The 24,139-nt window shown below is 70.6% G+C and carries 20 protein-coding genes; 12 read left to right on the top strand and 8 right to left on the bottom strand.

What is annotated here, in order from left to right; all coding sequences use genetic code 11:
- The first annotated feature begins 72 nt into the window (after positions 1 to 72).
- Positions 73 to 1,107, top strand: a complete 1,035-nt coding sequence (locus ACFWXQ_RS12450) for a hypothetical protein (protein ID WP_383956682.1) — start codon at positions 73 to 75, stop codon at positions 1,105 to 1,107.
- A 106-nt stretch (positions 1,108 to 1,213) separates the two neighbouring features.
- On the opposite strand, the gene ACFWXQ_RS12445 is transcribed toward ACFWXQ_RS12450, so the two are convergent.
- On the bottom strand, positions 1,214 to 1,633 hold the full coding sequence (locus ACFWXQ_RS12445) for a RidA family protein (protein ID WP_190228612.1): 420 nt from the start codon (positions 1,631 to 1,633) through the stop codon (positions 1,214 to 1,216).
- Between the two features lie 165 nt (positions 1,634 to 1,798).
- Between ACFWXQ_RS12445 and ACFWXQ_RS12440 the strand changes: the two genes are divergently transcribed.
- The 9 genes from ACFWXQ_RS12440 to ACFWXQ_RS12400 all read left to right on the top strand — a co-directional run bounded on the left by ACFWXQ_RS12440 (position 1,799) and on the right by ACFWXQ_RS12400 (position 14,004).
- Positions 1,799 to 2,281, top strand: coding sequence for a cupin domain-containing protein (locus ACFWXQ_RS12440; protein ID WP_055610413.1), 483 nt, complete (start codon positions 1,799 to 1,801; stop codon positions 2,279 to 2,281).
- Positions 2,278 to 3,192: an acyl-CoA thioesterase gene (locus ACFWXQ_RS12435; RefSeq protein ID WP_383952332.1), complete on the top strand. Its 915-nt coding sequence runs from the start codon at positions 2,278 to 2,280 to the stop codon at positions 3,190 to 3,192. Before ACFWXQ_RS12440 ends, ACFWXQ_RS12435 begins: the two co-directional genes overlap by 4 nt.
- 41 nt (positions 3,193 to 3,233) lie before the next feature.
- Positions 3,234 to 4,940 carry an AMP-binding protein gene (locus ACFWXQ_RS12430; RefSeq protein ID WP_383952334.1) on the top strand — a complete coding sequence of 569 codons (1,707 nt, stop codon included), beginning with the start codon at positions 3,234 to 3,236 and terminating at the stop codon, positions 4,938 to 4,940.
- Between the two features lie 11 nt (positions 4,941 to 4,951).
- Positions 4,952 to 7,333 carry a bifunctional salicylyl-CoA 5-hydroxylase/oxidoreductase gene (locus ACFWXQ_RS12425; RefSeq protein ID WP_386268113.1) on the top strand — a complete coding sequence of 794 codons (2,382 nt, stop codon included), beginning with the start codon at positions 4,952 to 4,954 and terminating at the stop codon, positions 7,331 to 7,333.
- Between the two features lie 271 nt (positions 7,334 to 7,604).
- On the top strand, positions 7,605 to 9,095 hold the full coding sequence (locus ACFWXQ_RS12420) for a hypothetical protein (protein ID WP_383952338.1): 1,491 nt from the start codon (positions 7,605 to 7,607) through the stop codon (positions 9,093 to 9,095).
- Between the two features lie 135 nt (positions 9,096 to 9,230).
- Positions 9,231 to 11,450, top strand: coding sequence for an NADP-dependent isocitrate dehydrogenase (locus tag ACFWXQ_RS12415; RefSeq protein WP_383952340.1), 2,220 nt, complete (start codon positions 9,231 to 9,233; stop codon positions 11,448 to 11,450).
- Between the two features lie 127 nt (positions 11,451 to 11,577).
- The gene (locus tag ACFWXQ_RS12410) at positions 11,578 to 13,071 is read left to right on the top strand and encodes a purine-cytosine permease family protein (protein WP_383952342.1); all 1,494 of its coding nucleotides are present in this window, start codon (positions 11,578 to 11,580) and stop codon (positions 13,069 to 13,071) included.
- A complete protein-coding gene (locus ACFWXQ_RS12405) occupies positions 13,068 to 13,628 on the top strand; it encodes a cysteine hydrolase family protein (protein WP_383952344.1) in 561 nt (186 codons plus the stop codon). Before ACFWXQ_RS12410 ends, ACFWXQ_RS12405 begins: the two co-directional genes overlap by 4 nt.
- Before the next feature lie 94 nt (positions 13,629 to 13,722).
- Positions 13,723 to 14,004 (top strand): metal-sensitive transcriptional regulator, encoded by a 282-nt coding sequence (locus ACFWXQ_RS12400; RefSeq protein ID WP_200400358.1) that lies wholly within the window; start codon positions 13,723 to 13,725, stop codon positions 14,002 to 14,004.
- A 24-nt stretch (positions 14,005 to 14,028) separates the two neighbouring features.
- Here ACFWXQ_RS12400 and ACFWXQ_RS12395 read toward each other — a convergent pair whose 3' ends face one another.
- Positions 14,029 to 15,294: an alpha-L-fucosidase gene (locus ACFWXQ_RS12395; protein WP_383952346.1), complete on the bottom strand. Its 1,266-nt coding sequence runs from the start codon at positions 15,292 to 15,294 to the stop codon at positions 14,029 to 14,031.
- A 281-nt stretch (positions 15,295 to 15,575) separates the two neighbouring features.
- On the opposite strand from ACFWXQ_RS12395, the gene ACFWXQ_RS12390 reads away from it, so the two are divergent.
- The gene (locus tag ACFWXQ_RS12390) at positions 15,576 to 16,715 is read left to right on the top strand and encodes an acyl-CoA dehydrogenase family protein (protein WP_386268205.1); all 1,140 of its coding nucleotides are present in this window, start codon (positions 15,576 to 15,578) and stop codon (positions 16,713 to 16,715) included.
- Between the two features lie 121 nt (positions 16,716 to 16,836).
- The gene (locus ACFWXQ_RS12385) at positions 16,837 to 17,244 is read left to right on the top strand and encodes an SseB family protein (RefSeq protein ID WP_200400361.1); all 408 of its coding nucleotides are present in this window, start codon (positions 16,837 to 16,839) and stop codon (positions 17,242 to 17,244) included.
- Between the two features lie 262 nt (positions 17,245 to 17,506).
- Here ACFWXQ_RS12385 and ACFWXQ_RS12380 read toward each other — a convergent pair whose 3' ends face one another.
- From ACFWXQ_RS12380 to ACFWXQ_RS12355, 6 genes are all read right to left on the bottom strand, one after another.
- Positions 17,507 to 18,895, bottom strand: a complete 1,389-nt coding sequence (locus tag ACFWXQ_RS12380; RefSeq protein WP_383954570.1) for an FAD-binding oxidoreductase — start codon at positions 18,893 to 18,895, stop codon at positions 17,507 to 17,509.
- Entirely contained in the window at positions 18,892 to 20,067 is a 1,176-nt protein-coding gene (locus ACFWXQ_RS12375) for an acyl-CoA dehydrogenase family protein (RefSeq protein ID WP_383954568.1), read from the bottom strand. Before ACFWXQ_RS12375 ends, ACFWXQ_RS12380 begins: the two co-directional genes overlap by 4 nt.
- A complete protein-coding gene (locus tag ACFWXQ_RS12370; protein ID WP_383954566.1) occupies positions 20,064 to 21,074 on the bottom strand; it encodes an ABC transporter substrate-binding protein in 1,011 nt (336 codons plus the stop codon). Before ACFWXQ_RS12370 ends, ACFWXQ_RS12375 begins: the two co-directional genes overlap by 4 nt.
- A gap of 114 nt (positions 21,075 to 21,188) precedes the next feature.
- Positions 21,189 to 22,289, bottom strand: coding sequence for an LLM class flavin-dependent oxidoreductase (locus ACFWXQ_RS12365; RefSeq protein ID WP_189838737.1), 1,101 nt, complete (start codon positions 22,287 to 22,289; stop codon positions 21,189 to 21,191).
- Positions 22,290 to 22,353: 64 nt separating this feature from the next.
- Complete coding sequence (locus ACFWXQ_RS12360) at positions 22,354 to 23,334, bottom strand: ABC transporter substrate-binding protein (protein ID WP_383954563.1); 981 nt, start codon at positions 23,332 to 23,334, stop codon at positions 22,354 to 22,356.
- Positions 23,331 to 24,092, bottom strand: a complete 762-nt coding sequence (locus ACFWXQ_RS12355; protein WP_383954572.1) for an ABC transporter ATP-binding protein — start codon at positions 24,090 to 24,092, stop codon at positions 23,331 to 23,333. The genes ACFWXQ_RS12360 and ACFWXQ_RS12355 overlap by 4 nt, the downstream gene beginning before the upstream one ends.
- Between the last annotated feature and the right edge of the window lie 47 nt (positions 24,093 to 24,139).

Raw genomic sequence — 24,139 nt, 5'->3', positions numbered from 1 at the left:
CCCGGAGCGCCGGACGACGGGGGTCCGGCCGGCTCCGCGCCCGGCATCGTGGCGCAGGGCACCGCGAACGAAGTGGTGGCGCAGAGGCCTTCGGACGACGTGGTGGCACAGAGCACCGCGAACGACGTGGTGGCTCAGGACGCCCGGGACTTCGGGGCGTACGTCCGGGCCGGCGGTTGGGCCTTCGCGCTGAAGGTCGCCCGCAGTGTGCGGCCCGGCGGGGAGGCCGCGGGGGAGACGGCGAAGATCTCCGCGAAGGACTTCGCCGAGCTGGCCGGGTGCTCGCCGGAGCGGGTCATGCGCTACTACAAGGCGTGGGACAAGGCGGCCGACGACGGTCTCGTCCCGTACTTCGAGGCGCTGGCCCCGGGCCAGGACGTGGAGCTGCCGGACTCCGACGTGTGGCACTCGTACTACTCCTCCCGCTCCAGTGCCACCTCCGACCGCGGCACCGCGATCGCCGCGGCGGCCGAGGCCGAGGGCATCCGGCCGACCAAGGCCCTGGAGGTCGCGGAGAACCCCACCGCGCTGCGCGCCGCGATCCTCGCCGACCCCTCCACCGCCCAGGCGGCCCGGGCCGCGCTCCTGGACCGGCTCAAGGAAGACCCGGCCCTGCAGACCGAGCTGGCGCGTGACATCGCCCGTACCGACGATCTGAAGAAGGCGGTCGCCACCGAGACGCAGGCGGCCAGCCGGATCGGCTATGTCCGGCAGATCGTGGAGAACGGCCAGGTCAAGACCCCCGCCGGGCAGACGATCGAGGCAACCTCCGAACTGCGCGCGGAGGCCGAGCGCCACCTGTCCCTCATCGACGAGCTGGACGAGGGCGAGGACACCGGCGAGTGGGCCTCCGACGCCTACGACACGGTGAAGGACATGGTCGCCCAGACCGTCCAGGCCAACCCCGAACTCCGCCTCCAGGAGCGCCGGACGAAGTTCTACAGCAGCCTGCAGAAGGCGACGAAGGTCTTCGAGGAGCTGACCTTCGACGACGTGGACGACCTCGACACCATCTACGAGGACGACATGCTCCAGCGCCTGGAGGAACTCCAGCAGGCCGTCGGCATGTGCATCACGGCCCTGCGGAAGGCGGCTCCCACCGACTGAGCGCGCGTCCAGCGATGGACATGCGGCCTCGGTGGCCGCCCCGGCTCAGGGGCGGCCACCGAGGCCGTTTCTCGTGCCGCGGACATGACCGTGCGGCCCGCGCTGTTCACCGACTCGGTCGTACGAGCCGTTCCTCCGGGATCACGGCCACGCCGAGGATCTCGATCATCGCCTCGGGCTGCCACAGGGCGGTGCAGCCGATACCCGCCATCGCCGGGTACACGGGCCCGGCGAGTTCGCGCCAGACCCTGCCGATCTCCCTGCCGTGTGCCTGGTAGTCGGGGATGTCCGTGAGGTAGATCGTCACGCTGACCAGGTCCTCCGGCAGGCCGCCCGCCTCCCGGAGCGTCGTCAGGACGTTGCCGAACGCCTGGCGGAACTGCTCGACGATGCCTCCGGGAACGATCTTCATATCGGCGTCGAGGGCCGTCTGCCCGCCGAGATGCAGTGTGTTCCCCGCCAGGGTTCCGTGGGAGTAGCCACTGGGCGTCGGCAGGGCAGCCGGGTTCACGGGGATGTGCTTCATGCGGCCTCCGGTTCGAGGTCGGTCGCGGTCCGATCCGACGATCCGTACAGTGGCATGTATTGACAGTAAATGACGGTCGTGAAAAAAACGAGATAGCGCGAACGTGACTGACGTCGTCTGAACCGAAGTCGTTTGAGCCGTCACGACTGGAACGGAGCCCCCTCCATGGAGCCCGACCTCAGCAAGTACCGCCTTGAGGGCGACAACTCGATGTACCGGCTGCCCAGCGGGCTCGTCGCGCCCGTGGTGACCCGCGCCGGCTCCGAGAGCGGGAACACCGCGGACTCCGGTGGGGCCGTTCGTGTCTCGGGTGTCAGTGCCCAGCACACCCCGGCCCGGCGGCTCTGGTTCGGCAAGGTCAGCAATGAACCCGGCTACCGCTCGGTCACCCACCACCACGGCGAGGCGGAGACGGGCGGCTACGTCCTGTCGGGCCGGGCCCGCATCTACTTCGGCGAGAAGTTCGAGGACTACGTCGACATGGGGGAGGGCGACTGGGTCTTCGTGCCGCCGTTCATGCCGCACATCGAGTGCAACCTCTCGCGCAACAAGCCACTGACGTGGATGACCACCCGGACGCCGGAGAACATCGTGGTCAACCTGCCCGACATCGCGGACGCCGACCTGCGGGATTGGCTGGACCGATGACGACCGGGACCCCGCCCACCTCGGAGATCTTCACCGCGGCCGTCGCGCTGACACCGGCCGAGCCCGAGCACTTCGACCTCGCCTTCACCGCCGTCACCCAGCCCTGCCCCTGGCCCAAGGCGTACGGCGGAGACCTGGTCGCCCAGGCCGCCGCCGCGGCCATGCGGTCGGTGACCGACGGCAAGACCCTGCACTCGATGCACAGTTACTTCCTGCGCCCGGCCGACATCGGGGCGAGCGTGCGCTACGAGGTGGAGGTGCTGCGCGACGGCCGCGGCTACAGCACCCGTCAGGTACGCGGCTACCAGAACGGCAAGACCCTCTACGTCTGCCTCGCCAACTTCGCCGCGGGGGAGCCCGGCCAGACCTTCGAGACCGAACTCCCGGAACTCGCCGAGGACTTGCCCGCCCCTGACGATCTGCCCAGCTCGGCTGCCTATCTCGCCGAGCTGAGCGGCGGTTCCATGACCGAGGAGTCGAAGGCCTACTGGTCCGGCGGCCGCAGTTTCGACATGCGGCACGTGCCCGGCCCGGTCTACCTCACCGTCGAGGGCAAGCAGGTCCCCCAACAGGCCGTCTGGCTCAAGCCGTTCGACCCGCTCCGGCCCGTCGAGGGGCTCACCGACGCCCAACGCGACCTGGCCGCGCTGGCGTACGTCTGCGACTACACGATCCTCGAACCCGTTCTGCGCGTACTCGACCTGCCCTGGGCCAAACCCGGGCTCGTCACCGCCAGCCTCGACCACGCCATGTGGTTCCACCGCCCCGAACCCGTCGGCGACTGGCTCCTCTACCTCCAGGAGGCCGGCGCCGCCGACGCGGGCCGCGGGCTCGGCTCGGGTCGCTTCTTCACCCGCGACCACCGTCACCTGGCCACCGTCGTCCAGGAGGGCATGATCCGCCCCACCTGACCCGCCGCCTCCACCGGTGGGCTCCCGGAAGGATTCCCGCGTTGACTCCTCCGTCGCCTCTCCCGACATCCGCGATCTCCGCGCACCTGGACACCTTCACGCGCGATCACCTGCCTCCCGCGCGCCTGTTGCCGACGATCGAGTTCAGCACACCGGAACTGCGCTACCCGGACCGGCTCAACGCCGCCGTCGAGCTCATCGACGTCCCCGTATCGACGTTCGGAGCCGACCGTCCGGCGCTGCGCACGCCGACCGGCGAGACCTGGTCCTACGGCGAGTTGCGGACCCGGACGAACCAGGTCGCCCAGGTGCTCACCGAGGACCTGGGGCTGGTCCCCGGGCAACGGGTCCTGTTGCGGTCGCCCAACAGCCCCTGGGCGGTGGCGAGTTGGCTCGGCGTGCTCAAGGCCGGGGGAGTGGTCGTGACCATCATGGCCGCGCTGCGCGCCGGCGAGATCGCCCCGATCGTCGAACGGACACGCCCCTCCGTAGCGCTGGTGGACCAGCGGTTCGCCGAGGACGTGCACGCCGCCCGGGAGGCGCAGGACGCCCATACCGACCGGGACGCCGAGGCGCCGGCGCTGACGGTCGTGGAGTTCGGCGGCACCGGCCCGGACGACCTCGTGGCGCGGGCCGGAACCAAGTCCGGCGAGTTCACCGCCGTGGACACCGCCGCCGACGACGTGGCGCTCCTCGCGCCGACGTCAGGCAGCACCGGCGTCCCGAAGATCACCATGCACTTCCACCGCGACATCCTGTCCATCGACAACACCTTCGGCCGCCATGTGCTGCGCCTGCTCCCCGACGACCTGGTCGCCTGCAGCGCCCCCTTCGCCTTCACCTTCGGCCTCGGCATGCTCGTCGTCTTCCCGCTGCGGGCCGGCGCCTGCGCCCTGCTGACAGAGGCCGCCACGCCGCTCCAACTCGCCCAGTACGTGGATGAGTTGGGCGTCACCGTGCTCGCGACAGCCCCCACGGCGTACCAGGCGATCCTGCGGGACGGGCAGGAACAGCGGCTCGCCGGGCTGCGCGTCGGGGTGTCGGCAGGCGAGCACATACCCCAGGCCGTCTGGGAGCGGCTGAGGGACCGGCTCGGACTGCGGATCGTCGACGGGATCGGCGCCACCGAACTGCTGCACATCTTCCTCTCGGCCGCCGGTGACGACATTCGGCCCGGCGCCACGGGGAAGCCGGTGCCGGGCTACCGCGCCACGATCCTCGGCCCGGACGGCTCGGAGCTCGGACCCGGCGAGCCGGGGCGGCTCGGCGTCATCGGCCCGGTCGGCTGCCGCTACCTCGACGACGAACGCCAGAAGGACTACACCGTGGACGGCTGGAACGTCACAGGCGACGTCTTCCACCGGGACGAGGACGGCTACTTCCACTACCACGCCCGCGGCGACAGCATGATCGTCTCCTCGGGCTACAACATCGGCGGGCCCGAGGTCGAGGCCGCCGTGGACACCCACCCCGACGTCCTGGAGTCGGCCGTCGTCGGGAAGCCCGACGCGCAACGCGGCTTCGTCGTCTGCGCGTTCGTCGTGCTCCGCGAGGGCGTGCCGGGCGACGCCGCCAAGGCCAGGGAGATCCAGGACCACGTCAAACAGGTCATCGCCCCCTACAAGTACCCGCGTGACGTGCGGTTCTGCGACGCGCTGCCCCGCAACGCCAGCGGCAAGCTGCAGCGGTTCGCGCTCCGCAGGATCGTCGAGGACGAGCAGGCCGCAACGGCCGACGTCGAGCAGTGAGAGGAACTCCCGTGAAGATCGCGATCGTTGGCGGTGGCCCCGGCGGCCTCTACTTCGCTGCTCTCATGAAACAGCTCGACCCGGCCCACGAGATCACCGTCTGGGAACGCAACGCCCCCGACGACACGTTCGGCTTCGGTGTCGTCTTCTCCGACGAGACGCTCGGCGGCATCGAGAACGCCGACCCGGAGTTCGCCGACGCCATGGCACGGCGGTTCGCCCGCTGGACCGACATCGACATCCACTACCGGGGCCGCAGTCACACGGTCGGCGGCCAGGGCTTCGCCGCGATGAGCCGCAAGGACCTGCTCCGGCTGCTGCAGGAACGTTGCCGCAGACTCGGTGTCTCCGTGCACTACTCGACGCTCGCCCCTCCGGTGGACGACCTGAGCGCCTCGTACGACCTGGTGGTGGGGGCCGACGGACTCAACTCCCAGGTCAGGGCGGCCCGCGCGGACGTCTTCCGCCCCTCGCTGGACCGGCGGCACAACCGATACATGTGGCTCGGCACGGACCGGGTCTTCGAGGCCTTCCAGTTCTTCATCAGGCAGACCGAGTGGGGGACCATGCAGGTCCACGGCTACCCCTACTCCGAGAGCGGCTCCACCTTCATCGTCGAGATGCACGAGGACGTCTGGCGCAGGGCCGGCTTCGACGACACCGAGGAGACCGAGTTCCCGCCGGGTGCCTCCGACGAGCGGGCCGTGGAGCGCGTGCGCGGACTCTTCGCCGAGGAACTCGCCGGCCACCAGGTGTTCGCCAACAACTCGAAGTGGCTGGCCTTCACCACCGTACGCAACGAGCGCTGGCACGACGGCAACCTCGTCCTGGTCGGCGACGCCGCGCACACCGCGCACTTCTCGATCGGGTCGGGCACCAAGCTGGCCATGGAGGACTCCCTCGCCCTCGCTGCCTGTCTGCACGAACACCCGGACATCGAGAGGGCGTTGACGGCCTACGAGGCGGAGCGGCGACCCGTCGTCGAGTCCACCCAGCGGGCCGCGCAGGCCTCCCTGGAGTGGTTCGAGAACATCGGCATGTACGTCCACCAGGAGCCGACCCAGTTCTGCTTCAACCTGCTGACCCGCTCGCGCCGCATCACCTACGACAACCTGCGCACCCGCGACCAGGAGTTCGCCGACCGCGTCGACGCCGCCTTCGCCAAGTCGCAGGGCCTCGACGAGGTCGTGCCCGCGATGTTCCAGCCGTTCCGGCTCGGGGAGCTGGAGCTGAAGAACCGGGTGATCGTCTCCCCGATGGACATGTACTCGGCCGTCGACGGCGTGCCCGGCGACTTCCACCTCGTCCACCTCGGCTCCAAGGCCATGGGCGGGGCCGGACTGGTGATGACGGAGATGGTCTGCGTCTCGCCCGACGCCCGTATCACCCCCGGCTGCACGGGGCTGTGGACCGAGGAACAGCGGGACTCCTGGGCGCGGATCGTGTCCTTCGTCCACGACCGCAGCTCCGCTCGCGTCGGCCTCCAGCTCGGCCACTCGGGCCGCAAGGGCTCGACGCGGCTGATGTGGGAGGGCATGGACGATCCGCTGCCGGACGGCAACTGGGAGACCGTCGGCCCGTCGCCGCTGCCGTACGGCCCCGGATCGGCCGTCCCGCGCGAGACCAGCCGCGCCGACATGGACCGGATCACCGCCGACTTCGTCGCAGCCGCCCGCCGGGGCGCCGAGGCGGGCTTCGACCTGCTCGAACTGCACTGCGCGCACGGCTACTTGCTGTCCTCCTTCCTCTCCCCGGTCGCCAACCACCGCACCGACGAGTACGGCGGCCCGCTGCAGAACCGGCTGCGGTTCCCCCTGGAGGTCTTCGACGCCGTCCGGGCCGTCTGGCCCGCCGAGCGGCCGATGATCGTGCGCATCTCCGCGACCGACTGGGTGCCGGACGGCAACACCGAGCACGACGCCGTCGGCATCGCCCGCGCGTTCGTCGCCCATGGCGCGGACGCCATCGACGTCTCCTCGGGACAGGTCACCAGGGACGAGGACCCCGCGTACGGCCGCTCGTACCAGACCCCGTTCGCGGACCGGATCCGCCACGAGGTCACCGCCGCGACCGGCACCGCGGTCATCGCGGTCGGCGCGATCGCCTCCTACGACGACGTGAACTCGATCCTCCTGGCGGGCCGGGCCGACCTGTGCGCCCTCGGCCGCACCCATCTCTACGACCCGCACTGGACGCTGCACGCGGCGGCCGAGCAGGAGTACCGGGGCGCGGCGGGCGAGTGGCCGGTCCAGTACCGGGCCGGCAGCCGCAAGCCGCCCACCTCGCGCACCGACGCCGTACGCCCCCGGCTCTCGCTGCTGCGGGCCGACGACTCCGACCAGAACGTCCATCTGCGCTGGACCCCGCCCCGCGAGCCGGCGACGGTCACCTGAGCCGACGGAGGGCATCCCTCCGAAACCCGTACAGAGAGCCGTGCGGCGCAGCCGATGAGCGCGCCGTACGGCTCTTCTGCGTCAGGCCCGCGGGCTCCGTTTGCGGCGGGGGCGTTGCTCCGGACAGCGGAACGGCTCCCTCCTGCCGCACTGCGCCCCCGAAGATCACGCGTTAATTTGGCCATGTTTTCACCGGATCACACCTTTCGTCCTGTCCTCCCTGGCAGAGACGGAAGAGGCCCCGCGCCCGCGCGGGGACGAAGGGTGGACGATGGCCAAGACGTTGAACGACGCGCTCGCCCCGGCCGAGCGCCACGGAGCGACGCGGACCGCCCGCAGCGGTCCACGCACCGGAGACCTGGCCTGGCCGGCGGCGGTCGCGGTCGCCTTCACGCTGGCCCAACTGGCCCTCGTACGACCGGGGATGGGCCTCGGCTGGGACGAGTCGGTGTACGTCAGCCAGGTCAGCGGTCACACCCCGGGGGCGTTCTTCAGTGCCCCGCGTGCCCGCGGTGTTCCGTTGCTGGTCGCGCCGATCGCCTCGTGGTCTTCGTCCACAGAACTGCTGCGGGTCTATCTGGCCCTGCTGTCCGGGCTCGGCCTCTTCCTGGCGCTGCGTGCCTGGCGCGGACTCTTCCCCGCCCGGGTGCTCGGCGCCGGCGGTGCCCTGTTCGCCACGCTGTGGGTGACCGTGTTCTACGGCCCGCAGGCCATGCCCAATTACTGGGTCGCGATGGGCGCCCTGGCGGGTGTCGGCTACTTCCTGCGCGGCCAGGCCGACCCCGGCGACCGGGCGGCTCTGTGGGGCGTCGGCGCGAGCGCGGCGCTGATGGCGTGGATGCGGCCCACCGACGCCGTCTGGCTCACGCTGCCGTTGTTCGCCGTGCTGGTGTGCCTCCCTCGCTGGAGACGACCGCGCGTGCTGGCGGCGCTCGTCGCAGGACTGGCGACCGGGGCCGCGGGGTGGGTCGTCGAGGCGTACGTCGGTTTCGGCGGTCTGAGCGAGCGGCTGGCCGACGCCTCCGGGATCCAGGGCGGCCTGGGCTGGAACATCGCCGTCCTGGACCAGCTGCGCACCCTGGGCGGACGCAGCCTGTGCCGCCCGTGCGCGGGATCGGTTCCGGCCACACCGATCATCGTGTGGTGGTTCGTGTTGCCGCTGCTCGCCGCCGTCGGCCTTGCGGTCGCGGTCAGGGCCCGGCGTACCCCGGGCACCCTCCTGCCCCTGGCCTGCGCCACGACGGCGGGCATCCCCTATCTGTTCATGATCGGATACGCCGCGCCGCGCTTCCTGCTCCCCTACTACGCGCTGCTGGCCATCCCGGTCGCCGACGCGCTCACCCACCTCGTCACCACGTCGCTCCAGAAACGGCGACCGGTGGCCGCGACCCTGGTGGCGCTCGGCCTCGCCGGGCATCTGGCGGTCCAGTACACCGTGCTGGACCACGCCGTGGACCGCACCACCGCCTCCCACCGCGACTGGGCCCGCACGGCGGCCGAGCTGCACCGGCTCGGCGTACGGCCGCCCTGTCTGCTGACCGGGCACCTGGCCATCCCGATCGCCTTCTACACGGGCTGCCGCTCCGTCCAGACCCAGGGGCACAACGCCAACACCACCCCGGCGGACATCGTCGGGGCCGCCGAGCGGCTGCCGGTCGCCGCCCTCACGACATCGAAGGGGCGACCGCCCGAATTCGCCAGGGCCTGGGAACGGCACCGCGTCGCAGGACTGCTCCTCCACGTCGCGCCCTCGGCAGGCTGAGGCCCGCGCGGCGGGCCGACCGCACACGGCCTCCGGCCGGACTGTGACGTACTTGTGCGGCCTCCTGTCCGGTCAGGTCCGATCAGGAGATATCTTGATGTCGAGCAATGTTGCAGACGTGGAGCGGAGCACCCGGTGACTGACTCGACCATCATCTATACGCACACTGACGAGGCCCCGGCCCTGGCGACCTATTCGTTCTTGCCGGTGGTCCAGGCGTACGCGTCGCAGGCCGGTGTCACTGTGGAAACCCGTGACATCTCGCTGGCCGGACGGATCATCGCCCTCTTCCCCGAGTTCCTTGAGGGGGGCCAGCGCATCCCCGACGCCCTCTCCGAGCTCGGTGACCAGGCCAAGACGCCCGAGGCCAACATCATCAAGCTGCCGAACGTCTCGGCGTCGATCCCGCAGCTGAAGGCCGCTGTCGCGGAGCTGCAGGCGCAGGGCTACGCGCTGCCCGCCTACCCGGACGACCCGAAGACCGACGAGGAGCGCGACATCCGCGCCCGCTACGACAAGGTCAAGGGCAGCGCCGTGAACCCGGTGCTGCGCGAGGGCAACTCCGACCGCCGCGCCCCCGCGTCGGTCAAGAACTACGCCAAGGCCCACCCGCACCGCATGGGTGCCTGGACCCCCGAGTCGAAGACCAACGTCGCGACCATGGGCGTCGACGACTTCCGTTCCACCGAGAAGTCCGCGGTGATCTCCGAGGCCGGCTCCCTGCGCATCGAGCTGGTGGGCGACGACGGCACCACCACGGTCCTGCGCGAGTCCGTACCCGTCCTCGCGGGCGAGGTCGTCGACGCGTCCGTCATGCACGTCGCCGCCCTGCGCGAGTTCCTCACGGCGCAGATCGCCCGTGCCAAGGCCGAGGACGTGCTGTTCTCGGTGCACCTCAAGGCCACGATGATGAAGGTCTCCGACCCGATCGTCTTCGGTCACGTGGTGCGCGCCTTCTTCCCGAAGACGTTCGCGAAGTACGGCGAGACGCTCGCCGCCGCCGGTCTGACCCCGAACGACGGTCTGGGCGGCATCTACAAGGGCCTGGAGTCCCTGCCCGAGGGCGACGAGATCAAGGCCTCCTTCGACGCCGAGCTCGCCGACGGCCCCGCGCTCGCCATGGTCGACTCCGACAAGGGCATCAGCAACCTGCACGTCCCGTCCGACGTCATCGTCGACGCCTCCATGCCGGCGATGATCCGCACCTCCGGCCACATGTGGGGCCCGGACGGCGGAGAGGCCGACACCCTCGCGGTCCTCCCGGACAGCAGCTACTCCGGTGTCTACCAGGTCGTTATCGACGACTGCCGCGCCAACGGCGCCTACGACCCGTCGACGATGGGCTCGGTCCCGAACGTCGGTCTGATGGCGCAGAAGGCCGAGGAGTACGGCAGCCACGACAAGACCTTCGAGATCCCGACCACCGGCACCGTCCGCCTCGTCGACCAGGCCGGCAACGTCGTCATCCAGCAGACGGTCTCCGCCGGCGACATCTTCCGCGCCTGCCAGACGAAGGACGACCCGATCAAGGACTGGGTCAAGCTCGCCGTCACCCGTGCCCGCGCGACCGGCGACCCGGCCGTGTTCTGGCTGGACGAGACCCGCGCCCACGACTCCGTGCTCATCGAGAAGGTGAAGCAGTACCTGCCCGAGCACGACACCGAGGGCCTGGACATCCGCATCCTGGCCCCGGTCGAGGCGACCAAGCTCTCCGTGGAGCGCATCCGCCGCGGCGAGAACACCATCTCGGTCACCGGCAACGTCCTGCGCGACTACCTGACCGACCTGTTCCCGATCCTGGAGCTGGGCACCAGCGCCAAGATGCTCTCGGTCGTCCCGCTGATGAACGGCGGCGGCCTCTTCGAGACGGGCGCCGGCGGTTCCGCGCCCAAGCACGTGCAGCAGCTGGTCAAGGAGAACTACCTGCGCTGGGACAGCCTGGGCGAGTTCCTCGCGCTGGCTTCCAGCTTCGAGCACCTCGCGCAGACCACGGACAACGCGCGTGCCCAGGTCCTCGCGGACACGCTCGACCGCGCGACCGCCACGTTCCTGGAGAACGACAAGTCGCCGAGCCGTCGCCTCGGTGGCATCGACAACCGCGGCAGCCACTTCTACCTCGCCCTCTACTGGGCGCAGGAGCTGGCCAGGCAGACCGACGACGCGGCGCTCGCCAAGGTGTTCGCCCCGCTCGCCGAGACGCTGACCGCGCAGGAGCAGACGATCGTCGACGAGCTGATCGCGGTGCAGGGGTCGCCGGCCGACATCGGTGGGTACTACCAGCCCGACCCGGTCAAGGCTGCGGCTGTGATGCGGCCGTCTGCGACGCTCAACGCGGCGCTCGACACGCTCGCCTGAGCCGTAGCGCTCCGCTGGTTGCCCGTTGTCGTCTGCGGGTGCGTCGTGGCTTGTCGCGCAGTTCCCCGCGCCCCTAAAGGGGCGCGGGTCCCGCCAGATGGGTAGGCCGATGATGACGGACTCTCCCGTGGACTCTTCCGACAGAGGCGCAGGCAGTCGGCAGCTTCAGGTGGAGGTGCATGGGCTCGATGTGATCGGGGATGCCGAGCGCAAGGGCACGCCCCGGACCCTGTTCTGGCCCTGGTTCGGGGCGAATGTGTCCATTCTCGGACTCAGCTACGGGTCCTTCGCGCTCGGGTTCGGGATCTCGTTCTGGCAGGCGCTGGCCGCCGGGGTGATCGGGATCGTCTTCTCGTTCCTGCTCTGCGGGTTCGTCGCGGTGGCGGGAAAGCGCGGATCCGCGCCGACGATGGTGCTCAGCCGGGCGGCCTACGGAGTACGCGGCAACCGGCTGCCGTCGGTCGTCTCGTGGATGCTCACCGTCGGCTGGGAGACCGTGCTCACCGCCCTGGCGACGATGGCCACCGCGACCGTTCTCGACCGGCTCGGCTGGGGCGGCGGCACCGGGACCAAGGTGGTCGCCCTGATCGTCGTCGGGGCGCTCGTCGTGGTCGGCGGAGTGATGGGCTTCGACCTCATCATGCGGCTGCAGACGGTGATCACCGTGGTCACCGGTGTCCTGACCGTCGTCTACATCGGGCTCGTCGCCGACCACATCCACTGGTCGGCAGTCAGCGCCGTACCCTCCGGCTCCGCCCAGGAGTTCATCGGCGCGCTGGTGTTCATGATGACCGGCTTCGGCCTCGGCTGGGTCAACGCCGCCGCGGACTACTCGCGCTATCTGCCGCGCGACTCCTCCGGCCGGGGCGTGGTCGGCTGGACCGCCTTCGGCGCCTCGGTGGCACCGCTCCTCCTGCTGGTCTTCGGCCTGCTGCTCGCCGGCTCGTCCACCGAGCTCAATACGGCGATCGCGGCCGACCCGATCGGCGCGCTGACCACGATCCTGCCCACCTGGTTCCTGATCCCCTTCGCCGCCGTGGCCGTACTCGGTCTGGTCGGCGGCGCGGTTCTCGACATCTACTCCTCCGGTCTCGCCCTGCTCGCGGCGGGCCTGCGGGTGCCGCGCTATCTGGCGGCCCTGCTGGACGGCGTCCTGATGATCGCGGGCTCGATCTACATCGTCTTCCTCACGGACGACTTCCTGGGCCAGTTCATCGGCTTCCTCACCACGCTCGGTGTGCCCGTCGCCGCCTGGTGCGGTGTGATGCTCGCCGACCTGCTGCTGCGGCGCCGCGACTACGACGAGGCGGACCTGTTCCGCACCAGCGGCCGCTACGGCGACGTCGAACCGCTGCCGCTGCTGCTGACCCTCGCCGCCACCGCGATCGGCTGGGGCCTCGTCACCAACACGGCCGCCGGCTGGCTGGAGTGGCAGGGCTATCTGCTCGGCCCGCTGGGCCTCGGCGGCAAGGACGGCTCCTGGGCCTACGCCAACCTCGGCGTACTCGCCGCGCTCGCCCTCGGCTTCCTCGGCACCCTCGCACTCGGCCGCGGCAGGGTCCGTACGCAGGAGGCGGGGCCCCCGAGTCGCCCGCTGGACGTGGAGGTGCCGGGCGCATGAGCCGACCGGGAACCCAGAGCCGGCTGGCCGTCATCGACATGCAGCGCGTCTTCGCCGAGCCGGACAGCTCCTGGGCCGCGCCCCGCTTCACCGAGGCGGTGGAAGGGGTACGCCGTCTGCTGCCGGCCTTCGAGGAACGGGTCACCTTCACCCGGTTCCTGGCACCCGAGAAGCCCGCCGGCGCCTGGCGTGCGTACTACGAGCAGTGGCCCTTCGCGCTGCGGCCGCCGCATGACCGGATCTGGCAGCTGGTGGACGAACTCGCGCCCCACGCCCGGCACTTGGTGGACGCCCCGACTTTCGGAAAGTGGACTCCGGAGCTGGCCGAGCGGGTCGGTCCCGAGGGCCGTCTGGTGCTCGCCGGAGTCAGTACGGACTGCTGTGTGCTCTCCACCGCGCTGGCCGCCGCCGACGCCGGAGTGGAGGTGTGGGTGGCGGCCGACGCCTGCGCCGGGGCGGACGACGCCTCGCATGCCAAAGCCCTGCAGATCATGGACCTGTACCGGCCGCTGATCCGGGTTGCGACTGTGGCCGAGGTGCTCGCCCGGGTCGCGTAGGTCCCTGAGCACCGCAGTCCTCACACAGCACCCCAGGCTCCATCGGGCGAGGCGTACCATACCGGGTGGGGTATATACCGAGGGAGCGCTCCACATGGAACTGCAGATGGCGGCCGATGAGCTGAAGTCCGTGATCAACCGCCTCAAGCGGGCCCAGGGGCAGATCGCGGGTGTGATCAACATGATCGAACAAGGTCGTTCCTGCGAAGAGGTGGTCACTCAACTCGCCGCGGCCTCAAGGGCGTTGGACCGCGCCGGGTTCGCGATCATCGCGACCGGGCTCCAGCACTGCATGACCGACGAGAGCGGTGAGCAGGACCTGGACCGCGACCAGATGCGGGCGCGCCTGGAGAAGCTCTTCCTGTCCCTCGCCTGACGCGCCCCTGCCGGAAGGCCGCCGTCAGAGGCGCCCCGCCCCCGTGTAGAGGTCCAGCTCCCCTTCGAGTTCGACGGCGATCACCGTCGCCTGGTCGTCCAGATCGGCGGCCGCGGGCGCGTCGATCCACGTCACCCCGGGAACGGCGTCGAGACCGCCGGTGACGTGGTGGCCCAGTTCCGCACCCGTACCGAGGACCGTGGCCCGCCGGACGGGATTGCGCAGGCCGCGGATCGAGACCGAGTCGCGGGGAGCGTCGAAGCACACCAGGTAGAGGGTGCGCCGGTCGGCGGACAGGGTGCTGGGGCCGTAGTGATGCCCGGCGGGCAGCCCGGCGACCGTGCCGTACACCGCGTCGGAGTGCCGCGCGATCCACGCACCGAGGCCCTCCAGACGTTCGATCTGCTCCTCGGGGATCGTCCCGTCCTCGCGGGGCCCGGCGCCCAGCAGCAGATTGCCGCCCATGCCGATCGTCTCCGTGAAGTACCGCACCAGCTGGCGCACCGACTTGAAGTCGCGGTCCTGCGGCCGGAAGCTCCACGAGTCGTTGATCGTGAGACACAGTTCCCACGGGCCGTCCGGGGCCCGCAGCGGGGTGCCCTGCTCAGGCGTGGCGTAGTCGCCGTAACTGAGCATGCGGCCGTTGAGGATGGTGTCCGGATTGCCGGAGAGGATCAGCTCGGCGAGCTCGCCCATCCGCCACTGCTCCTCGGTGCGCTCCCACTCCCCGTCGAACCAGAGGACATCGGGCCGGAAGCGCTCGACGAGCTCGCCGACCTGGCCGTCGCGGTACGCGAGATAGCGCCCCCAGGCCACCGGGTCCTCCTTGCCGGGCTCGGCGTGCGAGTACTCGTTGGGCGGCACGATGACGGGTCCGGGGTGCCGCTCGGTCGCGTAGTCCGGGTGGTTCCAGTCGGAGTGCGAGTAGTAGAGGCCGACCTTGAGGTCACGGGCGCGCAGCGCGTCGACGAAGCCGGTGACCAGGTCGCGCCCCGCCGGAGTGTCCCGCACCACATCGAGATTGCGGTGGTCGGTGTCCCAGAGGGCGACACCGTCGTGGTGCCGGGCGGTGAGCACCGCGTACCGCGCGCCCACCCGGGCGAACAACTCCGCCCAGGCGTCCGGGTCGTAGTGCGACGCGGTGAAGCCGTCGAGCTGTTTCATGTACTGCTCGTGCGTCATCTCACCCGTGTAGAACGACCAGGACTCGGCAGCGCCGCCCACGGCGTAGACGCCGAAGTGGATGAAGATGCCCAGCTTGGCATCGGGAAACCAGGGTTGCATCGGCATGGCTCCACGCTAGGCGCGCGCCCGGTTTCGACGCGTGGGCGACGGTCACCACTACTGGTCCGTTTTCACCCTGGGATCCGGATGCGGTGGCATCCCTCCACGTGCCACCGGATCACTCCCGTACGGCACTACTTGGCGCTATCCGATGGGTACAGCAGGTGCCCGTGGCGTGTTCAATCACCTGTATCGCGTCACGTACGGACGGCCCCACACGTCAGGAGGCACCGTGATCGCCGCTCCCGAACCCGGACTGACCGAACGCGAACTGATCGACCGAGCGGCTGACGCGCTACCCGAAAGACACGCACGACGACTTTCTGCGGGCAGGCTTCTACCGGATCCTGCAGCCGCGCCGCTACGGCGGATACGAGTTCGGCGTGCCGACCTTCTACCGCGTGGTCACCGAGATCGCCCGCGGCTGCCCCTCCACGGGCTGGGCGCTCTCCCTGACCGCCGCCCATGTGCTCCAGGTCGCCGCGCAGTTCGAGGAACGGGCACAGGACGAGATCTTCGGTGACGACGGCGAGTTCCGCGCCGCGTCCACGGTCATGCCGGTCGGTGTGGCCCGCCCTGACGGCGACGGGCATGTCGTCCTCGACGGAACCTGGCCGTACTCCTCCGGATCGCCGTACTCCACGCACTACGTCGGCCAGACCCTGCGCGCCCCGGAGAAGCCGGGCGACCCGCCAGGACCGCTCGTGCTGTTCGTCGCGCCGCGCTCGGTGTGGACGCTGCTCGACGACTGGCACGGCGTCCTCGGGCTGCGCGGCAGCGGCTCCAACAGCATCCGCATGGAACAGGCACGTATCCCCGAGTACCTCACCCGGGAGGCAGGCCTGCTCGACCTGCCGGTGGAGGGCGGCACACCCGGATCGAAGCTGCACGGCAACGCGCTGTACGCGGGCCGCGCCCCCAGCTTCTTCCACGGGGAACTGGCCGCCATCATGGTCGGCACCGCGTTCGCGGCCGCCGACGAGTACGCCCGGATGCTCGCCGAGCGGCCGCTGACCCTGGAACCCGACCGCACGCGGGCCGAGCTCCACGACTACCAGCGCCACCTGGGCGAGGCGCTCGGTGCGATCCACACCGCCGAGGCGGCCCTCCAGCGCAATGCCGAGGACTACATGGAGACCTGCCGTCGCAATGTCTCCGGGGAGGCGCCCTTCACCATCGCCGACGACAACCGCCTCGCACTGGTCTTCCTCACGGCGGGCCGCATGGCCTGGGACGTCACACAGAGCATCCTCTTCCGCACGGCGGGTTCGCGCTACGCTCGCGACGGCGAGCGGATGCAGCGCTACTTCCGGGACGCCGCCACGTACTGGACCCACATCGGACCGACCATGGCCGAGCCGCTCGCGCGGCGCGTCGGCTGCGACCGGCTCGGGCTGCCGTCCCACGACATCCCGCTGATTCCGTGAGCGTTCGGTGACGTCCGGGTGAGGCGTGCATGGCCCGTCCCGCGTCGGGTACGCGACCAGCCGCGCCCGGGTCGGAACCTGGTCCGGGCGGCCTGTTTTCGTTACTACGTCGGGATGTGCCATGGAGATTTCCTCGAACGACAACGTCACGGCGGAGGCCGAGCGAGCGCTTACCGTGCTGGCCGAGAACGCCGAGGACGGCGATGCCCTGGACACCCTGGCCGGCAGTGACGTGCTGGTCCCGGTGCCGGACGACGCCGACGACGAGGCGGCCGGTGATCCCTCCGTCGTCGCCCTGCCCGTCATCGAGCAGCCGGGCGGGGACCCGCTGGTTCCGGTGTTCACCTCGGAGGTGCGGATGGCTGAGCTGCTGCCGTCGGTTTCGCGCTACCGCCTGGTGCCGCTCGGTGCGCTTGCCGCGCAGTGGCCTACCAGTGAGGTCTCGCTGAGCATCGATGCGAGTGCTCCGCATGGGCTGACGCTCAGCTCTCAGGGCGTGCGGGCGCTGTTGGCGAGGCCGCACGCCTGAGCGGGGCGTGTTCTGGGGCGCGGGATGCCTTTGGCTCCCGCGCCCCTGGTTCGTTTTTGGGTGCGGCTGAGTGGGGGCTGGTCGCGCAGTTCCCCGCGCCCCTAAAGACAAAAGCCGGGGCGCAGCCCCGCTTTTAGGGGCGCGGGGAACTGCGCGCTCAGCCGACGACGACCCGCAGGTCACCACCAGCCCAGCCCCCACTCCCAGGGGCGCGGGGAACTGCGCGACCAGCCACACACAACCCGCAGCCGACCGCCCCCGATCAGAGGCTCTTGCCGGGGTTGAGGATCCCCCGGGGATCGAACGCCTCCTTCAGTCGCCGCTGAAGCGCGTGCGCCGCAGGCCCCAGCTCCTCCGCGACCCACTGCCGCTTCAGAACGCCCACCCCGTGCTCTCCCGTGAGCGTGCCCCCAAGCCGCAGCGCCAGCGCGAAGATCTCGCCCGCCGCCTCCCACGCGGCATCCGGGAGCCGGTCCAGAGCCGGGTCCACGACGATGATCGGATGCAGATTCCCGTCGGCAGCGTGCGCGATGGTGAAAATCGGGACGCCATGGCGTTCGGAAACCGCACGGATCGAACGAGCCGCCTCCGCAAGCCGCGAACGCGGTACCGCGATGTCCTCGATCAGCGGCCGGCCCAGCCGTTCGAGGGCGGGCAGGGCCAGCCGGCGCGCGGCGAGCAGCGACTCGGCCTCGGCGGGATCGTCGGTCACCTCGACCGTCGTCGCCAGCGGAGTGAGCAGTCGCGCGACCACCTCCGCCTCCACGGCCGCCCCCGCACCGTCGCACTGGACGACCAGCAACGCCGCCCCCCGCTCCCGCAGTTCGGGGTCGATGGCGTGCAGCACGGGCCCGTCGACCAGCTCCGCGAGCGCCGGTTCGACCCCGGCCCGGCCGATCGCGTACGAAGCCTCGGCGGCGGCTTCGAAAGACGGGAAGTACGCGGCGAGCGTGGCCGTCGCCACCGGGACGGGCCGCAGCCGCAGCGTCGCCGAGGTGATCACCGCGAGGGTGCCCTCGGAGCCGGTGAGCAGGGCGGTCAGGTCGTAGCCGGTGACGCCCTTCACCGTACGGCGGCCGGTCCTGATCACCGTGCCGTCCGCGAGCACCGCCTCCAGACCGAGCACGCTGTCCCGCGTCACGCCGTACTTGGCGCAGCGCAGACCACCCGCGTTGGTCGCGATGTTCCCGCCGATCGTGGAGATGGCGGCGCTCGCGGGGTCGGGCGCGTACCGCAGGCCGTGGGCACCGGCCGCGCGGTCCAACTCGGCCGTGATCACGCCCGGTTCGACGACCGCGAGCTGGTCGTCCGCCGACAGTTCCAGGATGCGGTTCATCCCGGACAGGTCGAGGACCAGTACGCCCTCGCCCGCGGTCGCGCCGCCCGACAGACCGGTGCCCGCGCCGCGCGGCACGACCGGCACCCCCAGGGCATGCGCGTGCCGAAGGGTGACCGCCACTTCCTCGGTGCGCCGGACGTGGACGACCGCGAGGGGACTGCCGTCGGACCGGGCACCGGAACGGTCGGTGGCGTGCGCGGCCAGTGTGCGCGGATCGGTGGCCAACCGGTCGGGGGCCAGGTCACGGGCCAGCAGCCCGAGCAGCTCGGCGGCTTTCGTGGACTCAAGAGCGGTTGTCGTGGGAGCGGTCACAGGTCGAGTGCCTTCGTTCCGATGGCGAGCAGGGAGATGTCCTCCTGGGGCGCGTGCACGGGCGCGCACTGGATGTCACGGAAGTGCCGCTCCAGAGGATTGCCGCGGGCCAGCCCCGGATTGCCGAGCAGCCGCACGGCCAGCTCCACGGCCCGTACCGCGTGCCGGTCGGCCAGTACGCGCGCGCCGAGGGCCTGCTCCGGCGTGTAGGTCGGATCCTCGGCGTCGACCCGCGCGGCCCCGTCGAAGAGCAGCTGCTCGGCGGTGGCGAGGAGCACCTCGATCTCCCCGGCCGTCCGCCGGAAGCGTTCGGTACGGGCCACCGGGTGACCGAGATTGGCGGGCACGCGCGTGTGCGCGAAGGTGTGGAAGAAGGCCTGCGCCGCACGCGCGACCCCCACATACAAGGCGGCGAGCGGGAGATGGAGGGAGGCTCCGGCCCGGTTGTCCTGCTCGCTCGCGGGACCGTACGGGCCGAGCCCGATGACGTGCTCGTACGGGACCTCCACGTCCCGGAACGTCACGTCGTGGCTGCCGCTCGCCCGTAGACCCAACTGGTCCCACCGGTCGGTGATCTCGATGCCGGGCGAGCCGCCGGGCACCAGAAACGTGCCTACGCGCGGCTCCGGCTCGTCGGTGGTCGCCCACACCAGGAACCAGTCCAGCCCCTCCGCGCCCGTCACGAACCGCTTGCGCCCGCCGACCGACCAGCCGTCCGCGGTGCGCCGGGCGACGGTTGCGGGCAGTCCGCCCCGCGCGGGGGAACCCAGTTCGGGCTCCACGCGCGCGTGGTTGATGAGTACGGGTCGCTGCTCGGACTCCTTGAGCACGCGCGCGTACAGCTCTTCGGGCCACGTCGGGCGTACGGCCTCGCGGGCGTGGGTGTTGAGGGTCATGGCCGTGATCAGGGCCACGGACGGATCGCCCCGGCCGAGCGTGTGCAGGATGCGCGCGGTCTCCTCGCCCCGGGCGCCCCGGCCGCCGTACCGTTCCCCGACGGTCGCGGTGAGCAGCCCCGCCTCGTGCACCGCCTGGATCGACTCGGCGGGAAAGGCGCCCGAACGGTCGTATTCGACGGAGAGTTCGGCGAGGCGCGCGGTCAGCAGGTCCGGGTCTGCGTCCGGGCGCACGTCCGGGTTCACGTCCCGGTTCACGCGGGATTGCACGGTCACAGGGCCTTCTCCAGATCGGTGTCGAGTGCACGGCTCCAGAAGGACTTCACGTCCAACCTCCCCTTCAGGGCGCCCAGTTCCGTGAAGGCGTCGGCGACCTTCTGCTGCGAGGCGATGGTGTCGTCGCCGACTGCCCTGGCCTGGGTCGGGCGCTGTGCCTGTGCGTCGCGGAAGTCCTTCTCCGCCTGGGCCACGGGCTGGTGGGTGGCCTTGGCGACGACCTTCGCGAACTCGTGCTCGCGGCCGTCACGGATGTACGCGTACGCCTTGGTGATCCGGGCGATCAGATCCGCCGCGGCGGCCCGCCGGCCGGGGCTCTTCAGGACGTTTTCACGAGCCGACCAGAGGAAGTTGCCGGACAGCACGTCCTTGCCCGAGCCGACCGTGACGGCGCCCTGCTGGTGGGCGGTGATGACCGATGTGCCGTAGGAGGCGAAGGCGTCGATGCCGCCGCCGTTCAGGGCGGCGAGCCCGTCGTTGGGCAGGAGCGGCTTGGCGTCGATGTCCGACCACTCCAGGCCCGCCCGCTTCAGCAGGTCGTACAGGAAGTAGTGGGCGGTGGTGTTCTGGACGTAGCCGACCTTCTTGCCCTTCAGACCCGCGATGTCCTTCACCTGCGAGCCCTTCGGGACGATGACCTCCTGGTTGAGGGTGCTGCCGCGCTGCACGGCGACGACCTTGAAGTTGGGCTTGCCGTCGGCGGCGGCGAAGATCGGCGGGATCTCGCTGGAGGAGGCCAGGTCGAGCGCTCCGGCACGGACGGCCTGAAGCTGCTGGTCGCCGCCCTGGAACAGGCTCCACTTCACCTTGTACGGGGTGTCGTCGAGGTGCGCGAACTTGAGCACGGCCTCCTCGTTCTTCCAGCCGGTGGCGCCGACGGCCAGCGTCACCGAGGAGAGGTCTGAAGAGGACGAGGACTCGGCCTCCGCGTCACCTCCGCAGGCCGTGGCGAGCGGCAGCAGCAGCGCGAGCGCGGCGGTGGACGTGAGCAGGGTGCGACGGAACACGGAGTCTCCATGAGAGGAATCGATTCAGACGGGGACGGAGGACGGAGGGTGGGGATGGTGGGGGAGGAGGGGCGAGAGAGGGGAGGGACGAGCGAGCGCGCGGGACGTGAAAAGTCAGGCGGCCCGGTCGGCCGAAGCGCGGTGGGCGAGTTCCTGCCGGACCAGCGGCAGGACGTAACGGGCGTAGTCGATCGCGTCGTTGAGCGGGTCGTAGCCGCGGATCGACAGCAGGTCGCAGCCGATGTCCACGTAGTCGAGCAGCGCCTTGGCGACCGTCTCGGGGGAGCCGACCAGTGCGGTCGAAGCACCGGCCGCGTTGGTGGCGACCGCCGGGGCCGTCCACAGGCAGCGGTCGTGCACCTCGCCCCGCTCGGCGATGTCGAGCAGCCGCTGCGAACCGACATTGGCCGGGCGGCCGCTCGTCTTGTAGTGGCGCAGCAACTCGGTGTTCTGCGCCTGGTCCTTCAGCACACCCAGAGTGCGGTGCGCCTTCTCCCAGGCCAACTCGTCGGTGGGCGCGATGATCGGGCGGAACGACACCCAGATGCGGGGACGGGGGCGACCGGCGGCGTCCGCGACCGCGTTCACGGCGGCGATCTGCTCGGCCGTCTCCTTCAGCGGCTCACCCCACAGCCCGAAGATGTCACCCTGCTGTCCGCCCACGCGGTACGCGTCCTGGGAGGAGCCGCCCACCGAGATCGGGACCAGGCCGTTCACCGGCTTCACGTCCGAGTAGTAGCCCTCGAACTTGAAGTACGTGCCCTCGTGAGACACGGGCCCGTCGGCCTGCCACACCTTCCGCAGGATCTGGATGTACTCGTCCGACCGCTCGTACCGCTCCCTCTTGTCGAGGTAGTCGCCCTCGCGGTGCTGCTCCTCGTCACTGCCCCCGGAGATGATGTGCACGGTCAGCCGGCCGTCGCTGATCCGGTCGAGGGTGGCGAGCGCGCGGGCCGCGTGCGTCGGGAAGATCACGCCCGGCCGGTGGGCCAGGATCGGACGCACCCGCTCGGTGTGCGTGGCCACGAACTGGGCGATCTGGAAGGCGTCCGGTGAAGCCGAGTGATAGGCGACCAGCGTGTGGTCGAAGCCGCCGTCGTCCAACGCCCGGGCGTACCTGCGCAGATGGTCGACATCGAGACCGGTGCGGCTCGCGGCGGCCGGTCCGGACGCCCCGGAGTCGGTGTGCACGGCGCTGATGAACTCGACAGGCATGGTGAACTCCTTTGCTCGGAAAGCCGCTTGAGGATCTCGGCGGCTGTTTGAAGGCTCTCGGCCGCTACTTGAGGACGGAGGCGTCGGCGGACTTCGCCACGTCGACGTTCGGGTCGAGGACACCGATGCCGTGCATCAGGTCGGCGACGTCCTGGACGGTCCCGTTCACCTCGGGCGTGACGGGCAGCACCTTGCTGTACGCGGCCGAGGCCAGGGTCTTCGCGATCGCGGGGTCGGCGCCGTTGCGCTCGACGATCGCGTCGGCGTACGCGTCCTGGTGGGTGCTGGTCCACTTCAGGGCCGTACCGAGCCGCTTCAGGAAGTCGCCGAGCGCGGCCTTCTTCGCCTTGTCCGCGAGAGCCTTCTCGGAGGCCCCGATGAATCCGTAACCGCTGATCCGCCCGTCGGCGCCGTCGACCAGCAGCCTGCCGCCCTGCTGGAGGCCGACCGCCTGGTAGACCCCGAAGGTCGCCCAGACCTCGACCTTCCCGGAGGAGAAGGCGGCCTGTGCGTCGGTCGGCAGCAGGTACTGCACCTTCACGTCGGAGTACTTGAGGCCGTTCTGCTGAAGCACGTTGGCGAGCAGGTACTCGGCGATGCTGCCCTTCGCGGAGGACACCACGACCTTCTTGCCCTTGAGGTCCTTGACGCTCTTCACGTCCGAGTTCTTGCGGACGACGATCCCGGTGTGATGTCCGTCGTTCTTGAGAGCGGCGACGTTCTTGAACTTCACCCCGCCGCTGAGCGCCTGGAGCGCGGGCAGGTCCGCGGAGTACGTGGTGTCGGCGGCGCCCGCCTGCACGGCCTGGAACAGCGGGGCCGCGCCCTCGAACTCGGCCCACTTCACCTTGTAGTCGGCCCCCTTGAGGGCTCCGGAACCGGCAAGGATCGTCTGGAGGGTCTTGGCCTGGTCGCCGATGGTGAGCGTGACGTCCGAGGAGCCGCCGGCCGTGTCCGCGGCGGAATCCCCTCCGCAGCCCGTCACCGTCAGCAGGGCGCTCAGACCGAGAGCGGCGGCGAGCGTACGGAAGATGGTGCGCTTCACGGGGTGTTCCCTTCGGGGGTACGGGATTCGGGGGTACGGGAGTTGGGGACGTCGGAGGTGCCGGTGTGGGTCACGCCGAGCCAGCCGAGCAGGCGGGCGCGGAGCGTGACGAACTCGGGGGCGGTCAGATCGCGGGGGCGGGGCAGCTCGACGGTGACCTCGTGCGCGATGCGTCCCTCGTCCATCACCAGGACGCGGTCGGCGAGCAGCAGCGCCTCCTCCACGTCATGCGTGACCAGGAGGATCGCGCAGCCGTGCCGCTCCCACAGTTCGGCGACGAGCTGTTGCACCTTGCCGCGGGTCAGCGCGTCGAGAGCGCCGAACGGCTCGTCCAGGAGCAGGAGTTCGGGCTCACGGACGAGGGCGCGGGCCAGCGAGACGCGCTGGGCCTGACCACCGGAGAGCGTCTTGGGCCAGACGGTGGCGCGCTCGGCGATGCCGACCTCGTCCAGCGCCTTGTCGGCCAGCGCCCGGTCGGGCCGGCCGGGCAGCCCGAGGACGACATTGCGCCACACCTTCAGCCAGGGCAGCAGGCGAGGCGACTGGAACGCGGCGCTGCGCCGGGCGGGCACGGTCACCTCGCCGCCGATCTCGTCGTCGAGCCCCGCCAGGATGCGCAACAGGGTCGACTTGCCGCAGCCGCTGTGGCCGAGCAGGGCCACGAACTCGCCCTCACGGATGTCGAGATCGAGCTCGTGCAGCACGGTGTTGCCGTCGAAGGCGCGGGACAGACCGCGGATCTCGACACTGTTCGCCACTGTCGTCGGGGTCGCGGGCACCGGCTGGGACTTCACGGTGTTCACGG

The organism is Streptomyces sp. NPDC058697 (assembly GCF_042715345.1).
Lineage (GTDB): Bacteria > Actinomycetota > Actinomycetes > Streptomycetales > Streptomycetaceae > Streptomyces > Streptomyces liliifuscus.
Note: the sequence above shows the minus strand (reverse complement) of the source record. Positions and strands in the feature narration are given on the sequence as shown.

Bases quoted from the DNA above. Each gene is read 5' to 3' on its own strand.
- ACFWXQ_RS12445 (WP_190228612.1), bottom strand. From the start codon at position 1,633: ATGAAGCACATCCCCGTGAACCCGGCTGCCCTGCCGACGCCCAGTGGC.
- ACFWXQ_RS12440 (WP_055610413.1), top strand. From the start codon at position 1,799: ATGGAGCCCGACCTCAGCAAGTACCGCCTTGAGGGCGACAACTCGATG.
- ACFWXQ_RS12435 (WP_383952332.1), top strand. From the start codon at position 2,278: ATGACGACCGGGACCCCGCCCACCTCGGAGATCTTCACCGCGGCCGTC.
- ACFWXQ_RS12420 (WP_383952338.1), top strand. From the start codon at position 7,605: ATGGCCAAGACGTTGAACGACGCGCTCGCCCCGGCCGAGCGCCACGGA.
- ACFWXQ_RS12405 (WP_383952344.1), top strand. From the start codon at position 13,068: ATGAGCCGACCGGGAACCCAGAGCCGGCTGGCCGTCATCGACATGCAG.
- ACFWXQ_RS12400 (WP_200400358.1), top strand. From the start codon at position 13,723: ATGGAACTGCAGATGGCGGCCGATGAGCTGAAGTCCGTGATCAACCGC.
- ACFWXQ_RS12395 (WP_383952346.1), bottom strand. From the start codon at position 15,294: ATGCCGATGCAACCCTGGTTTCCCGATGCCAAGCTGGGCATCTTCATC.
- ACFWXQ_RS12385 (WP_200400361.1), top strand. From the start codon at position 16,837: ATGGAGATTTCCTCGAACGACAACGTCACGGCGGAGGCCGAGCGAGCG.
- ACFWXQ_RS12365 (WP_189838737.1), bottom strand. From the start codon at position 22,289: ATGCCTGTCGAGTTCATCAGCGCCGTGCACACCGACTCCGGGGCGTCC.